The sequence below is a fragment of the Streptomyces odontomachi genome, from assembly GCF_024435355.1.
GTDB lineage: Bacteria > Actinomycetota > Actinomycetes > Streptomycetales > Streptomycetaceae > Streptomyces > Streptomyces odontomachi.
Map to the genome: position 1 here is coordinate 328,022 of NZ_JAMJWG010000009.1, position 14,498 is coordinate 342,519.

A 14,498-nucleotide genomic window follows, 5' to 3' on the forward strand; every position below is an offset into this window, starting at 1 on the left:
GCTCCGGCGCCCCGGCGTACCAGCGCTCCGGCGCACCCGCCTGCCAGGTGCCGGTGGCTCGGCGGCCGGCTACGCCGAGTCCCGCTTCGGGGGGTGCAGGGTCAGGTGGACGACGCCGGAGGCGCCGTTCACGCGGCTGGTCTGCCAGGCGATGTGCTCGTGACCGATCCGGCTGAAGAGGCGGGTGCCGCTGCCGAGCAGCACCGGGACGATGTGCAGTCGCAGCTCGTCCAACACCCCGGCCACCACCGCCTGCTGGATGATCTGGGCGCCGCCCGCCAGCGCCACGTCGCCGTTCTCCGCCGCCTCCCGGGCCCGTGCGAGCGCGCCGTCCAGACCGTCGGTGACGAACGTGAACGTGGTGCCGCTGCGCACGTCCGGCTCCTTCGCGGTGTGCGTGAGCACGAACACCGGCTTGCGGAACGGTGGCGTGTCCCCCCACGGACCGCTGCCCGACAGGTACATGCCGTGGCCCATCACGTACGCGCCGGCCTGCTGGAAGGCTTCCTCCAGGCTGTCGGACTCGGGGCCCTCGTCGCCGCCGGTCAGGCCGTGCGCGCGCCGCCAGCCGGCCAGGTCGTAGAGCCACTGGTGCAGCTGCTCGCCGCCCACGCCCAGCGGGTGCAGGGGGCCCACGTCCGGCCCGGTGACATAGCCGTCGAGCGACATGGAGATGTCCGCGATCAAACGATCCATTGCTGCAACTTCCCTCACGTGGTGGCCGATACCGAGTGCCGACGCTGACTCCGGTACCTGTACCTGTACCTGTACTGGAGTCGATGCGGATACTGGCGTGCCGGAGGTCCGGGCCGTCGTCAGGCGCTGTGCCGGGCGCGCCACTCGCGGGCCACGGCCTCGACGTCGTACGGCTTGCGGCCCAACGGCGGGCCGGGCAGCGGTTTGAGCATGGCCTCGCGGATCCGTTCGTTCACGGCCGTGATGATGCGACGGGCCGCGGCCTCGGTCGGTGCGGCATGGGCGGCGGCGAGGGCGTCCTCGGCCTCCTTGCGCAGGACCAGCGTCGGAGGCAGGGCGGACAGGCCCTCCTGGGCCATCTTCCGCTTGATCCACCACAACTCGTCGTAGCCGGTGTCCACGTCGCTGGGCAGCGGCTTGCCCGCGCCTGCCAGGCGGGCGAAGTCGCCGCGTTCCTCTGCTTCGCGGATCTGTCGGTCGACCCATGACTCGAAGCTGAGCCGCGGGGGTTTGCGCTCCGTCATGCGTCCATTGTTCCAGGGAGCGGCGTGCCGGGGGAGGCTCTGTCGTGCCGGGGAGCCGGCGCACCCGCCCCCGTTCCCGTAGCCGGCGGTCTCCCGTCACCGTGGGCGGCCGGCCTGTCGCTGTGGGGTGTGTCACGCTCGCGCGGGAAGGCCTGTTCGGGGGGCGCGGGCGCGGGCCGGCGACCTATCATTCGGCGGCGCGATAACGCGTCGAACTACGAAAACGACGAGACAACGAAACATAAGGAGCACACGTGCTGGAGCTCACCATGGCCTCGGTGTCCGAGGCGGAGTCGGGCGCGACAGCGGGCATGCTGATGGCCGATGCGCCGAGCGAGCCCGGCGCGGTGCTGTGCGTGGGCCGGGACCGGAACGTCTGCCGGCTGTCGCCGCCCGAGGGCTGGCTCTTCGTCTCGCGCGTCCACCTGGAGTTCCGCTGCGGACCCGACGGCCGCTGGACGGTCACCTGGCTGCGTGGCTCGCAGGCCGAGCCGTCGTCCGACGTCCAGGTGGTCGCGGACGGGGCCAGCGTGCCCATGCCGTACGGCGGGTCCTGGACCATACCGGCGGGCGGCACCGGCGAGGTGGTCATCCATGACCGCGTCGGGGCCCGCACGGTGAACGTCGGCTTCTACCACGAGCCCTGAGCGACGGCCGAGGCCTGCCCGACGGCCGAGGCCTGCCCGGCGGCCGCCCTCGACCCGCCCGGTCTCCTCGGCGCAGGCTGCCGCCGCACCCTCAGGACGCCGCCCGGCCCGGGGCGGTCAGGGCAGCACCCGGGCCAGCGAGAAGCCGTCGTGGCCCTTGGCCCCGACGGTCTGCACGGCCGTGGCGTCGAGTTTCGGGTGCTCGCCCATGAGCTCGAGGAAGCGCTGGATGCCCTGGACGGTCGGGTTGTCGCTGTGCGGGTCGGCGACCGCGCCGGACCGGACCACGTTGTCGCCGATGATCAGGCTGCCCGGGCGGGTCAGCCGTAGCGCCCAGTCCAGATAGTGCGGGTTGTTCGGCTTGTCGGCGTCGATGAAGACGAGGTCGAACGGCTCCACGCCCTCGTCGGCCAGCTGGGCGAGCGAGTCCAGCGCGGGGCCCGTCCGCACCTCGGTGATCTTGTCGAGGCCGGCCCGGGCCAGGTTGCCGCGTGCCACCTCGGCATGCCGCGGCTCGTACTCCAGCGTGATGAGGCGGCCGTCGGCCGGGAGCGCGCGGGCCAGCCAGATGGTGCTGTAGCCGCCGAGCGTGCCGATCTCCAGGATGCGGCGTGCGCCTTGGGTCACGGCCAGCAGGTGCAGGAGTTTGCCCTGGTTGGGGGCGACGGCGATGTGCGGCAGGCCTGCTGCGTCGCTGTCCCGCAGGGCGGCGTCGAGCGCGTCATCGGCCGGGATGAGCTGGGAGGAGAAGTAGTCGTCGACGTCGTTCCACAGCTGCTGATCGCTCATGCGTGTGCTTCGCCCATCTACTTAGACACCCTAAGTACTTCGTGCGCCGAGTCTAACGCGGACGACGCCCCTCACGCCCGCCGGTAACGGCAGGCGGCGAGTGAGCCGAAGGGCGCGCCGGTGTCCGGGTCCGCCCCGCGCGGAGCGCCCGACGAAGGAGGGTCGAGCACGGGGTGGACCCGGACACCGGCTGAGGCGCCCGGAGGCGAACCGAGCCTTTGGAAAGGGCGCCGAACCGAGCCTTTGAAAAGCGCGTCAGGCCGCGGCGCGCAGCTCCCCGGCCTCGCGTTCGGTGCCCACCGCGGGGGCCGACCCGGGCAGCGGGCGGCGGGCGGACTCGGTCATGAACCAGACCGCGATGCCGCCGACGACGGCCGCCGCCATCAGGTAGTAGGCGGGCATCATCACGTTGCCGGTGACGCCGATCAGCGCGGTCACCGCCAGCGGCGTGGTCCCGCCGAACAGCGACACGGAGACGTTGAAGCCGATGGAGAGCGAGCCGTAGCGCACCCGGGTGGGGAACAGCGCGGGCAGCGTGGCCGGCATCGACGCGGTGAAGCAGACCAGCAGCAGGCCGAGCGCGCCCATGCCGAGCCCGATCGCGAGCAGGCCGCCCTGCCGGATCAGCAGCAGCGCCGGAATGGACAGCACGAGGAAGCCCACGCAACCGGCGGCGATCACCGGGCGGCGCCCGACGCGGTCGGTGAGCGCCCCCATGAAGGGCTGGACGACCATCATCAGCGCCATCACGCCGAGCACCACCAGCAGACCGCTGGTCGCGTCGTACTTCAGCTGGCTGGTGAGGTAGCTCGGCATGTACGACAGCAGCATGTAGTCCGCGACGTTGAAGACGAGCACCAGGCCGATGCAGAGCAACATCGCCTTCCACTGACCCGTGATCATCTCGCGCAGCCGCACCTTGGGGCGGCGCTGCTCGGCCTTCTTCACCTCGGCAGCGAACGCCGGCGTCTCCTCCAGGCGCATCCGCAGATACAGACCGACGATGCCGATCGGGCCTGCGACCAGGAACGGAATCCGCCAGCCCCAGCCGACCAGGTCCGCGTCGGACAGCAGTGCCGTCAGGGCGGTGACCAGGCCGGCGCCGCCGATGTACCCGGCGAGCGTGCCGAACTCCAGCCAGCTGCCGAGGAAGCCGCGCCGGCGGTCCGGGGCGTACTCGGCGATGAACGTGGACGCGCCCGCGTACTCACCGCCCGTCGAGAAGCCCTGCACCAGCCGGGCGAGCAGCAGCAGCGCCGGGGCGCCCATGCCGAGTACCTGGTACGACGGGATGAGGCCGATCGCGAAGGTGCCGATGGCCATCATGATCATGGTGATGGCGAGCACGCGCTGGCGTCCGATGCGGTCACCGAGCGGCCCGAAGACCATGCCGCCGACCGGGCGGACCAGGAAGGCCGCGGCGAACGCACCGAAGGTGGACAGCAGCTGCGCCGTCGGGCTGCTGGACGGGAAGAAGACCTTGCCCAGCGTCACCGCGATGTAGCTGTAGACACCGAAGTCGAACCACTCCATCGCGTTGCCGAGCGCGGCCGCCTTGACCGCGCGCCTGACCAGCGCGGGATCGGTCACGGTGACATCGTGTACGGCGATACGGGGGGAGGGAGCGGGAGAATGGGGGGACATGGCGCTGATGGCATGAGCCAAGGGTCTGCCCGCCTGCCTTTCGGTCGACGACAACGACAGTGCCGGGGCCTTCACCGCGGCACACCGGTGTCGCACGCCGAAGCGGCGACATCAGGGCACCGCGCGCTCGCACGGCACGGCCGCCACGGACGGCGACGCTGACGCCATGGCGAAGGCCACCCGAACCCGAGCAGCCTTATAACGACCATACGGGCCAAGAGGGCATTACGGATGGTGCTCGGGGCCTGGCTGCATGCGCTTATGCCCCTGCTGACCTGTGCAGACGCTGTGGATCTCGCGAACCGGCGGCGCGGCCGGCTGTGATCCATCTCGCTGCGGTCACGACGCTTCCGTGCCGCCGTCGGGCCCCTACGGTCATCACCGTCGGTCACCACGGCACCGTACCGTCACCGCCGTCTCGCACACCGTTACCCCGGCCCGTGTGTCGCCGGGGAGCGCACCCTGGCCGGCGCACGGGCCGGCACCCAGGACATTTGTCCTACGAGAATCCGTACATGTGCGCCTTCCAGGCCGGCCCGCACCGTTTCTACAGTCGAGCCATGACAACACCATCAGGGGCTGCCGCGGGGGGACGCGCGGAGGACCACGCGGGGGAGCGGGCGGCCGCAGCGCACGCCGTGTCCTTCGCCGGGGCGGTCAAGACGTTCGGCGCGGTGCGCGCCGTGGACGGAATCGACCTGGAGATCGCGCGCGGCGAGACCGTCGCGCTGCTGGGCCGCAACGGCGCGGGCAAGTCCACCAGCGTCTCGCTGCTGCTCGGCCTGAACGAGCCCGACGCGGGCACCGTCCGCCTCTTCGGACGGGAACCGGTGCGCGCCGTGCAGGCCGGCCTGGTCGGGGCGATGCTCCAGGAGGGGCGTGCGGTGTCCCGCGTCACGGTGCGCGAACTGGTCGGCTTCGTGGGACGTCGGTACCCGGCGCCCATGCCGGTCGAGGAGGCGCTGCGGCTCGCCGGCATCGGCGACCTCGCCGGGCGGCGCGTGGACCGGCTGTCGGGCGGGCAGGTCCAGCGGGTCAGGTTCGCCGTGGCACTAGCCGGGAACCCCGCGCTGATCGTGCTCGACGAGCCGACGGCCGCCCTGGACGTGGCGGCACGGCGGGCCTTCTGGGCGTCCATGCGCGACTACGCGGAGCGCGGCCACACCGTGCTGTTCTCCACCCACTACCTGGACGAGGCCGACGCCAACGCCGACCGGATCGTCGTCATCGACCACGGCCGCATCGTCGCCGACGGCACCGCCGACCAGCTGAAGAGGGCCGCCGGCGGCAACGTGGTCACGTTCGACCTCGCCGGATTCCCCGCTGCGGAGCTGGCCGCGCTGCCCGGTGTCGCCTCCGCCGAGGTGCACGGCGACCGGGCCCGGCTGCGCTGCACGGACTCGGACGCAACGGTGGTCGCACTGGCCGCCCGCGGCGCGATACGCGGCCTGGAGGTCACCGCCGCCTCGCTGGAGAGCGCCTTCCTGGCGCTGACCTCGACCGCAGCCGACAGCACGGCACCAGCCGAGGACCCCGCAGCCGCCACAGCTCCCACGACCCCCGCAGCCCCCTCGGGCCGCGAGCACCCCGCAGCCCTCGATGCCGACCCGGAGACGGGCGCCGTCGACCCCACGAAGGAGACGGTCTGATGCGCGACTACGTCGTCCTCGAAGTGCGCAGAACGCTCCGCGAACCCGCCTTCGTGATCTTCGGCATCGGCCTGCCGGTCATGATGTACCTGCTGTTCACCAACATCGGCGACGACGTCGACAACGCGTGGAAGACCGCGTCGATGATCGGCATGGCCGCTTACGGGGCGCTCGGAGCGGCGCTGAGCACCGGCACCGGGGTCGCCGAGGACAAGTCGATCGGCTGGCTGCGGCAGCTCAGGGCCACGCCGATGGTGCCCCGCAGCGTGGTGATCGGGCGGGCACTGACCGGTTCGGTGATCGTGTTGCCCGCGATCGTCGCCGTCCTCGTGGCGGGCGGTCTCCTCAACGGCGTACGCCTCGAGCTGTGGCAGTGGGGGGCGGTGACCGTGCTGCTCTGGCTCGGTGCCTTCCCGTTCACCCTGCTCGGCATCGGCAACGGCTACCGTCTGACCGCCCAGACCACGGGCGTGGTGAACCTCGTCTGCAACCTGGGTCTCTCCGTCCTGGGCGGCCTCTGGTTCCCGACGGAGGCGTTCCCCGGCTGGCTGCGCGCGGTGTCCTCGTACACGCCGACGAACCGGTTCGCCCGGCTCGCCCAGTCGGCAGCGGACGGCGGTCCGCCCGCCCTGGCCACCGTCGCCGTTCTGGCCGTGTGGCTGCTGGCCTTCGGCTCGTACGCTGTGCTGGCCTACCGCGCCTCGGCCCGCACCGTGTGACCCACCCCCCCGCCACGTCCCCACCGAGCCCCGCTCAACGACTGGAGAACCGACCATGGCCAGGAAGAACGGCACCGAGGCCACCGGCTGCATGGACGCGCCGGATCTGGCGACGGGCGGTTGGCAGTGGTGGCAGCGCCGTGCACCGGGGCAGAAGGCGGAGGCGCAGATGCGCGGCCCGAACGCGGTCACCCTGCTGCCGTGGCTGCTGATGGGCATGGGGTCGGTCTCCAACCTGATCCAGGGCGAGACCCCCAACCCCTGGATCGGTGGCGTGGGCCTGCTGGCCTTCAACTCCCTCTACATCACGGTGGTCACCCGGGCCTTCCACAAGGAGCGGCGCCAGGCGCCGTCCACCCGCTGGCTGCTGGTGGCCATGGGCCTGGTCACGTGCGGGCTCGCGGTCGGCTACGGCGGCAGCTGGCTGATGTTCTACCCGCTGCTCGGGCTGGCCATCGGCGCGGTCCTGCGCGGGCGCAGCCTCGGCTACGTCATGATGGGGCTCACCACGCTCGCGGGGCTGACGGCCGGCGCCAAGGAGGGCTGGGACGCGGTGGGCATCGCCTACGGGACGTTCATCTCGGGCATGGTGACCGCGGCGATCCTGGCCCTGCACGAAACGGTCAAGGAACTGCGGGCCACCCGCGAGGAGCTGGCCCGCACGGCGGTGGAACGGGAGCGGCTGCGGTTCTCCCGTGACCTGCACGACCTGCTGGGCCACACGCTCTCCGTGATCGTGGTCAAGTCGGAGGCGGCCCGCCGGATCGCGTCGCGCAACCTCGACGCGGCGCTCGGGCAGCTCGCCGACATCGAATCCGTCGGCCGCCAGGCGCTCACCGAGATCCGCGAGGCCGTCACCGGCTACCGCGAGGGCAGCCTCAGCACCGAGCTCGACCGGGCCTGCTCCGCGCTACGGGCCGCGGACATCGAGCCCGCCGTCCACCGGTCGGGGCCGCCGCTCACGGCACAGTACGAGGCGTTGCTCGGCTGGGTGGTGCGCGAGGCGGTGACGAACGCGGTCCGCTACAGCGCCGCCGACCGCTGCGTGATCACCGTGACCGGCGACACGGAACGCGTCCGGCTCCAGATCGCCGACAACGGCAAGGGCGCGGGCGGGGGCGGGGACGGGGCGGGCCACGGGGGCGAGTCGGCCGGTGGGGACAACGGGGGAGGGGTGGTCGGGGCGGCGGTGCGCGCGATCGGCGGTACCGGTCTGAAGGGCCTCACGGAGCGGCTCGCCGCGGCGGGCGGCTCCCTGGTGGCGGGCCCGGCCGCAGCCGGCGGCTTCCTGGTGACGGCCGAGCTGCCGGTGGAATCCGCCGACGGTGCCGCTGACACTGCGGATGCGGGGGCGGGGGCGGGGGCGGCGGCGTCCGTGTCCCGGGCCGCATCACGATCCGCGGCCGGCTCATCGGTGCCGGCACAGTCGGCGTCCGCCGCCGGCACGGCCGGGCGGGACGGCGCCGGCGGTGTCATGCTGAAAAAGTGAGCACACCGCACTCCGTGCAGCCGCTGCGTTCGCAGCGTTCGCGGCGCCCGCAGCGCCCGCAGCGCCCGCCGGCGAGGCGGCGCATGGGGACCGTGCTCCGTTTTCCCGCCGGGATGGCGCTGGTGACGTGGCGCTATCTGTGGCGGGTCACGGCGCTGCACCGCAGCGAGGCCGAGGGCGACAGCCGTGATCTGCCGCCACGGATCCCGCCCGACCTGACGGATGCGTGCAGCCAGTTCCTGGCGGACGGCTCCGGCCCCATGTTCCACCGCCGGTTCTCCGTGCGCATCGAGGACGCCGACCTGACCGCGCCGGAACTGATGGACGCCGTCGTAGCCGACTTCAACCGGGCGGCACCGTCCTCCGCCGCCCGGTTCCACAAGACGGTCGGGACCGCCGGGATCGCGCAGGTGCGGGACGAGTACCGGGTGCAGATGCCCGGCCCTTGGGACGGCCCGGTACGTGTGGTGCACCGCGACCCGACCTCCCTGCGCTTCGCCACGTTGCGGGGCCACCTGGAGGCCGGGCAGATCGAGTTCCGTTCCGCGCCCGCGGACGACGGCACCCTGCGCTTCGAGGTCGAGGCGTGGTCCCGGGGCGGCGACCGGTGGGCTGACCTGCTGTACAGCAGGCTGCGGATGGCCAAGGAGATGCAGCTCAACATGTGGGTGCACTTCTGCCTGAAGGCCGCCCGGATCGCCGGCGGACGGGTCCGAGACGGGGTCACCATCGACACCCGGGCCGTCCCCGAGGAGGTCTGCGGCGGTGTTCCGGGTTGCTGAGACTGCGCTTGCCCGGGGCGCACCTCCTGTGGGTCACGTCTCCGTCCCCGATGTGAGAGTGGCGCTCGTGTCTGAGAGCGACGCTCATGCCCGGGAGCCGTGCTCGTGTCTGGGAGCGGTGCTCATGCCCGGGAGCCGTGCTCGTGTCTGGGAGCGGTGCTTGCATGTGTGAGTGGCGCTCATGTACGAGAGCTTCGATCTCATACGAGAGCGATGCTCATGTCTGAGAGCGGGCCGAATCCCAAACGAGAGTGGCGCTCATGCCCGAGAGCGACACTCATGCCCGAGAGCACCAGATCACGCCCGAGAGCGCCGCTCAACGCCGAGTTCAGCGCGCTCGCTCCACGGGCTCGGGGCCACCACCAGCCCCTCCCCGCCCGGCACCGTCTCCGGTGGCGGCGCGGGAACGCCGCGCAGCTCCGCCTGGACCATCCGGTACAGCCGCCGCCCGCCCAGCCGGTAGAAGCGGTGCTGGGTCGGCCGTCCGAACGCGTGGAAGCCGAACCGGACGATCGGATCGGCGATGGGGGCGCGCCGCGAATAGCCCTGTATGACGAACTCGACGGTTCCGGTCTCCAGCTGCTTGATGACCTCGTAGCGGAGTTCCCCCTCCTCGAGGTGACCGTCCAGGGTCTGGTAGCCCCAGCCCCACACCCGCTCGGCCGCAGCACCGCGGCGCCGGGTCTCGTCGATCACCGACGTCACTCGCACGCCGAGGTCGAAGCGGAGTCCCAGGAAGCGTCCTTCGAGGAGCATGTCGCGGCCGAGCAGCCGGTCACCAGGGCGGTACAGGGTGCGGACGATCCGCGGGTCGGCGAACTGGTACTCGCGCACCAGGCGGCAGGCGATCTCCCAGGCGCCGCCCGCGACGGGCTCGCCCGGCGGCTCGCGGCCGACCGTGCAGCGCAGCGCGTCCAGGGACCAGCGCGCGGTCCAGGACGGTACCGGTTCGGCCACCGGACGGTAGTTGACGTCACGGTTCGCCAGCGCACGCAGGGCGGCGGCGGCCTCCGGCCGGAACAGCCGGCGCTCACGCAGCACACAGCCCCCTCTCAGAGCACCGTCCCGCGCCGCGCACACCAGGACCGCCGGGCACGCCCGGCGGTCATTCCCACTCCGTGAGGGACTGCCCGATGAGCCAGAACATCGGGGGCCACAGGCCGACGAAGAGCGCCCGGCGCTCGGCATTACCGCGTTCGTCCTGGTCGAAGCCCTTGGCGCGGGCCCAGAAGGCGAGGCACAGGGCGACCGACGCCAGGGACGCCACCTGCATGTGGCCGCTGCGCAGCCCGGCCCGGTGCAGCATCCGCGTCACCGGCACGCCGACGTTCCGCATCACTGCTCCTCTCGCGCCCGACCGGCGGTCACGCCCGACCGGCCCGCACGCTCGGACCGGAGAACGAGGACGAGGACGAGGACACAAGACCCGGTCTTCCCCGATGGTCTCCGATGGTCAAACCGCCGCATCTCCCGACAGTTGACCACAGGACGCGCAGGCTCGCCCACCGAGCCGCACGCCTCCCGGCGCAGGCACGGCACCCGCGGCTGCCCCGTACCCTTGCGCCGTGAACGAGTTGCCCCGGGACCCTCAGCCGACCGACCTCACGCGTGTGCTGCTCGCCGAGGACCAGGGGATGATGCGGGGTGCGCTCGCCCTGCTGCTCGACCTGGAGGACGACATGGAGGTCGTCGCACAGGTCGGCCGGGGCGACGAGATCGTGGCCGCCGCGCTCGAACAGCGTCCTGATGTGGCTCTGCTGGACATCGAGCTGCCCGGGTGCAGCGGCCTGGACGCCGCTGCGACGCTGCGCACGGAGTGCCCCGACTGTCGGGTGCTGATCCTGACCACGTTCGGCCGACCGGGCTATCTGCGGCGCGCCATGGAGGCGGGTGTCGCGGGCTTCCTCGTCAAGGACGGGCCGGTGGAGGAGCTGGCGGCCGCGATACGGCGGGTGCTCGCGGGCGAGACCGTCGTCGACCCGGTCCTCGCCGCCGCCGCACTGAGCGCCGGACCCAACCCGCTGACCGCCCGCGAGTGCGACGTCCTCAAGGCGTCGGCGGACGGGGCGACCGTCGCGGACGTCGCCGCGCTGCTGCACCTGTCGGAGTCGACGGTGCGGAACTACCTCTCGTCGGCCATCGGCAAGACCGGCACCCGCAACCGCATGGAGGCGGTCCGGGAGGCCCGCCAGCAGGGCTGGCTGTGAAGCCCTGCGCGCGACTCCTCCATGCGCGACTACGCCACGCCCAAGTCCTCTACGCGTAACTCCCGTACACGGAAGCCCCGTAGAGGCTGATCCGGTGGGCGCCCCGGTTCGGTGCCGTGCGCCACCAGCGCTCCCGGGCGCCTTCGGCCGCGTTCATCCGCCCCCTCATCGCACACCTGAATGACAAAACGTTCAAGCAGGATGGACCCCGTCGCGGACGGAGCGGAGCGCCGCGGAAGCCCTCTCGCGTGAGGGGCCAGGAAGGGTGAACGGGCCGAGGGGGCGTGAGAGGGTAATGAGCAGGTCAAGATTGCCCGATCATATGGCAATGATCGGAATATCGTTCTTCCGTAGTGACTTCTACCTCCACGTGACGCCGTGCACCCCGCGCGGCGGTACCGGACGCCGAGGCCCGCACGCCCCCTGGGGGGCGCTGACGTACGACCCATGAGTTGTGTGATCAACTGATCGTGTAAGGACTTTCGGCGCCCAGCGGTACCGCTTGCGCGGGCGTGTGGTTTTCCGCCGGCCTCCGAGCCCGGCGGGGCCGCATGCGTGCTCCATGGCGATACCGCAGCGCAGGTCCGAGGACGTACCGCAAGTGCGGGCATGCGGCGCTACCGCACACGCAGGTCCGCGCGCACGCCGCGCCCGGTTCGCCGCAGTGCCGCAGGTACCGCAGTGCCCGCACGCCCGCGCTGCCGTGGCACCGCGGTGCCGCCGTGGCCGCACGCCCGCGCTGCCGTGGCACCGCGGTGCCGCCGTGGCCGCAGGGCGTCACACCCGCACGCCGTTCAGCACCACCGTCACCGCAGTCGATCCTGCCTTCTTGGAGGCCGCACGCAATGACCCAGCCGACCGACCAGCACTCTTCAGCGGCGGGCCCGGGCGATCAGGCAACCGCCGTCGTGTCGCCCGGGCGCCCGGGGACCGCCGCCCCGCCGTCCGGCCTGCCGGACGACCCGGAGAGGCACCGCGACGGCCACGGCCGCGTCGGTGGCAACGCAGGCAGCGGCGGCAACAGCGGCCTCGTCCCCGTCCTGGCCTTCGCGGGCATCACGGTCGCCGTGATGCAGACCCTGCTCGTACCGGTCATCAAGGATCTGCCGACCCTGCTCGACACCTCGGCGAGCAACGCCACCTGGGTCATGACCGCGACCCTGCTCGCCGGCGCGGTCTCCACCCCGATCATGGGCCGCCTCGGCGACCTCTACGGCAAGCGGCGGATGCTGCTGGCATCCCTGGCCGTGATGGTCGTCGGCTCGCTGATCTGCGGATTCACCAGCTCCCTGGTGATCATGATCGTCGGCCGGGCGCTCCAGGGCTTCGCCATGGGCGCGATACCGCTCGGCATAGGCCTGATGCGTGACGAACTGCCGCCCGCCCGGCTCGGTGGCGCGATGGCGCTGATGAGCTCATCGATCGGCGTCGGCGGTGGGCTCGCACTGCCCGGTGCCGCACTGGTCGCCCAGCACCTCGACTGGCACGCACTGTTCTTCACGGCCGCCGGCCTCGGCGTGCTCGCGATCCTGCTGACCCTGCTGCGGGTGCCGGAGTCGAAGCTGCGCGCCACGGGGCGGTTCGACCTGGCCGGCGCGATCGGGCTGTCCGTCGGCCTCATCCTCCTGCTGCTGCCCATCACCAAGGGCGCCGACTGGGGCTGGGGCTCCCCGACCACGCTGGGGCTCTTCGGCGCCGGTGTCGCCGTCCTGGTGCTGTGGGGGCTGATGGAGCTGCGCCTCGCCGCGCCGCTGGTGGACCTGCGCACCACCGCACGCCGTGTCGTGCTGCTCACCAACCTCGCCTCGATCATGATCGGCGTCGCCTTCTACGCCATCTCGCTGGTCCTTCCCCAGCTCCTCCAGCTGCCCGTCGCCACCGGCTACGGCCTCGGCCAGTCGATGGTGAGCGCCGGGCTGTGCGTCGCACCGCTCGGGCTGACGATGATGCTCACCGCGCCCCTCTACGCGAAGATCTCCGCCCAGTACGGACCGAAGGTCTCCCTGATCATCGGCATGCTGATCATCGGAATCGGCTACGGCGCCGGGCTCGGGCTGATGAGCGCCGCCTGGCAGACCATCGTCATCTCGGTGATCGTGGGTGCGGGCATCGGGCTCGCCTACTCCTCGCTGCCCGCGCTGATCATCGGTGCCGTGGACGCCTCGGAGACCGGCGCGGCCAACGGGCTCAACACCCTGATGCGGTCCATCGGCACCTCCGTCTCCAGCGCCGTCATCGGCATGGTGCTGGCCAACACGTCGCAGCCGATGGGCGGGGTCGCGGTGCCGACGATGCAGGGCTTCCGGACCGCCTTCCTGATCGCCACCGCCGCGGTCGCCGGCGGACTGATCCTCGCGATCTGCCTGCCGGCGCGCCAGCCGTCCCGGCACCCACACCTGCGCGCCAGCTCGCAGGACGGCATCGCCCCGGGCACCGAGGACACCCTCCCGTCGGCCGACGCACCCGTACCGGCACTCGTGGCAGTGGGCGCGGACGGCCAGACGTCCGACGCACCGCTGCACACCGCTCCGGCACTCGACAAAGTGGTGCTCGGCGCTCCCGCGCCCGGCGCGCTGACGCTCGACGAACCGGCGTTCGACGCCGCGGTGTCCGGCTCGGTGGCGCCTGCCGCCATGGCGACGGCGGTGCCGGCGGCGGCCCCTGCGGTGCGCGCGGACGAGGTGACGGCACCGGTCGCCGAGCCGGCCGGTGCCGAAGGCGCGCTGCACGGCCGGGTGCTGGACGCGGTCGGGGCGCCGGTGGCCCGTGCGAAGGTGACGCTGATCGACGGCCGCGGACGCCAGGCGGGCGCCGCCCTGACCGACGCGCACGGCCGCTACGCGCTCGACGTGCCGCACGGCGGCAGCTACGTCCTCGCCGCCAGGGCCGCGGGCCACGCACCCCACGCCTCAGCCACCACCCACCCCGGCAACGGCGCCCGCACCGAGGCGACCATCTCCCTGCCGGCGATCGTCCCGGCACCCCGCACCGTGGCCGCCACTACCGATCCCACCAGCGGTCGGGCAGGCACGGACGGCTGAGCACACGACGAGGGCGCCTCATCCCGTCGTCCGGTCGGACGCACCTCCGCAGCGCTCTCCGGCGGACGTGCGCACTCCGCCAGTGGCCCTCGCCTCCCCGAACAGGGGAGACCAGGGCCACTGTTGCGCAGCCGCGAGGTACGGGTGTCGTCGGGCAGGGTCGTCACACGGTCTGCTTCGCGGGGTTCGTGACATCACGCATTCCCCGCGCCGGCCCGGCGAGGTGCCGGGCAAAGAACCGGACAGAGCTGCCGATCTCGAAGGGCGGGACTCGAAAGTGGCTGCCGGGGTTGGCATGCACGGTCTTCTCC

The 14,498-nt window shown here is 72.2% G+C and carries 13 protein-coding genes; 7 read left to right on the forward strand and 6 right to left on the reverse strand.

Features of this window, described 5'->3' with window-relative positions:
* Positions 1-69: 69 nt before the first annotated feature.
* Together NQO67_RS21025 and NQO67_RS21030 are read right to left on the reverse strand one after the other, a co-directional pair.
* A complete protein-coding gene (locus NQO67_RS21025; protein WP_255951632.1) occupies positions 70-696 on the reverse strand; it encodes a dihydrofolate reductase family protein in 627 nt (208 codons plus the stop codon).
* A 119-nt stretch (positions 697-815) separates the two neighbouring features.
* Positions 816-1,220, reverse strand: coding sequence for a DnaJ family domain-containing protein (locus NQO67_RS21030; RefSeq protein ID WP_255951633.1), 405 nt, complete (start codon positions 1,218-1,220; stop codon positions 816-818).
* 254 nt (positions 1,221-1,474) lie between these two features.
* Between NQO67_RS21030 and NQO67_RS21035 the strand changes: the two genes are divergently transcribed.
* Positions 1,475-1,867 (forward strand): FHA domain-containing protein, encoded by a 393-nt coding sequence (locus tag NQO67_RS21035; protein WP_255951634.1) that lies wholly within the window; start codon positions 1,475-1,477, stop codon positions 1,865-1,867.
* A 117-nt stretch (positions 1,868-1,984) separates the two neighbouring features.
* Here NQO67_RS21035 and NQO67_RS21040 read toward each other — a convergent pair whose 3' ends face one another.
* The gene (locus tag NQO67_RS21040; protein WP_255951635.1) at positions 1,985-2,656 is read right to left on the reverse strand and encodes an O-methyltransferase; all 672 of its coding nucleotides are present in this window, start codon (positions 2,654-2,656) and stop codon (positions 1,985-1,987) included.
* A 255-nt stretch (positions 2,657-2,911) separates the two neighbouring features.
* Positions 2,912-4,300, reverse strand: a complete 1,389-nt coding sequence (gene proP / locus NQO67_RS21045) for a glycine betaine/L-proline transporter ProP (protein ID WP_255951636.1) — start codon at positions 4,298-4,300, stop codon at positions 2,912-2,914.
* A gap of 638 nt (positions 4,301-4,938) precedes the next feature.
* On the opposite strand from proP, the gene NQO67_RS21050 reads away from it, so the two are divergent.
* The 4 genes from NQO67_RS21050 (at position 4,939) to NQO67_RS21065 (ending at position 8,939) form a co-directional block, all read left to right on the forward strand.
* Complete coding sequence (locus NQO67_RS21050; protein WP_255951661.1) at positions 4,939-5,949, forward strand: ABC transporter ATP-binding protein; 1,011 nt, start codon at positions 4,939-4,941, stop codon at positions 5,947-5,949.
* The gene (locus NQO67_RS21055) at positions 5,949-6,668 is read left to right on the forward strand and encodes an ABC transporter permease (protein WP_255951637.1); all 720 of its coding nucleotides are present in this window, start codon (positions 5,949-5,951) and stop codon (positions 6,666-6,668) included. The genes NQO67_RS21050 and NQO67_RS21055 overlap by 1 nt, the downstream gene beginning before the upstream one ends.
* Positions 6,669-6,759: 91 nt before the next feature.
* Positions 6,760-8,157 (forward strand): sensor histidine kinase, encoded by a 1,398-nt coding sequence (locus NQO67_RS21060; RefSeq protein WP_374119043.1) that lies wholly within the window; start codon positions 6,760-6,762, stop codon positions 8,155-8,157.
* On the forward strand, positions 8,154-8,939 hold the full coding sequence (locus tag NQO67_RS21065; protein ID WP_255951639.1) for a DUF1990 family protein: 786 nt from the start codon (positions 8,154-8,156) through the stop codon (positions 8,937-8,939). Before NQO67_RS21060 ends, NQO67_RS21065 begins: the two co-directional genes overlap by 4 nt.
* 297 nt (positions 8,940-9,236) lie before the next feature.
* Here NQO67_RS21065 and NQO67_RS21070 read toward each other — a convergent pair whose 3' ends face one another.
* Positions 9,237-9,980: a DUF1990 family protein gene (locus NQO67_RS21070; protein WP_255951640.1), complete on the reverse strand. Its 744-nt coding sequence runs from the start codon at positions 9,978-9,980 to the stop codon at positions 9,237-9,239.
* 64 nt (positions 9,981-10,044) lie between these two features.
* Positions 10,045-10,275 (reverse strand): hypothetical protein, encoded by a 231-nt coding sequence (locus tag NQO67_RS21075; RefSeq protein WP_255951641.1) that lies wholly within the window; start codon positions 10,273-10,275, stop codon positions 10,045-10,047.
* Between the two features lie 229 nt (positions 10,276-10,504).
* On the opposite strand from NQO67_RS21075, the gene NQO67_RS21080 reads away from it, so the two are divergent.
* Complete coding sequence (locus NQO67_RS21080) at positions 10,505-11,146, forward strand: response regulator (RefSeq protein WP_255951642.1); 642 nt, start codon at positions 10,505-10,507, stop codon at positions 11,144-11,146.
* 845 nt (positions 11,147-11,991) lie between these two features.
* Positions 11,992-14,187, forward strand: coding sequence for an MFS transporter (locus NQO67_RS21085; RefSeq protein ID WP_255951643.1), 2,196 nt, complete (start codon positions 11,992-11,994; stop codon positions 14,185-14,187).
* Positions 14,188-14,498: the final 311 nt, after the last annotated feature.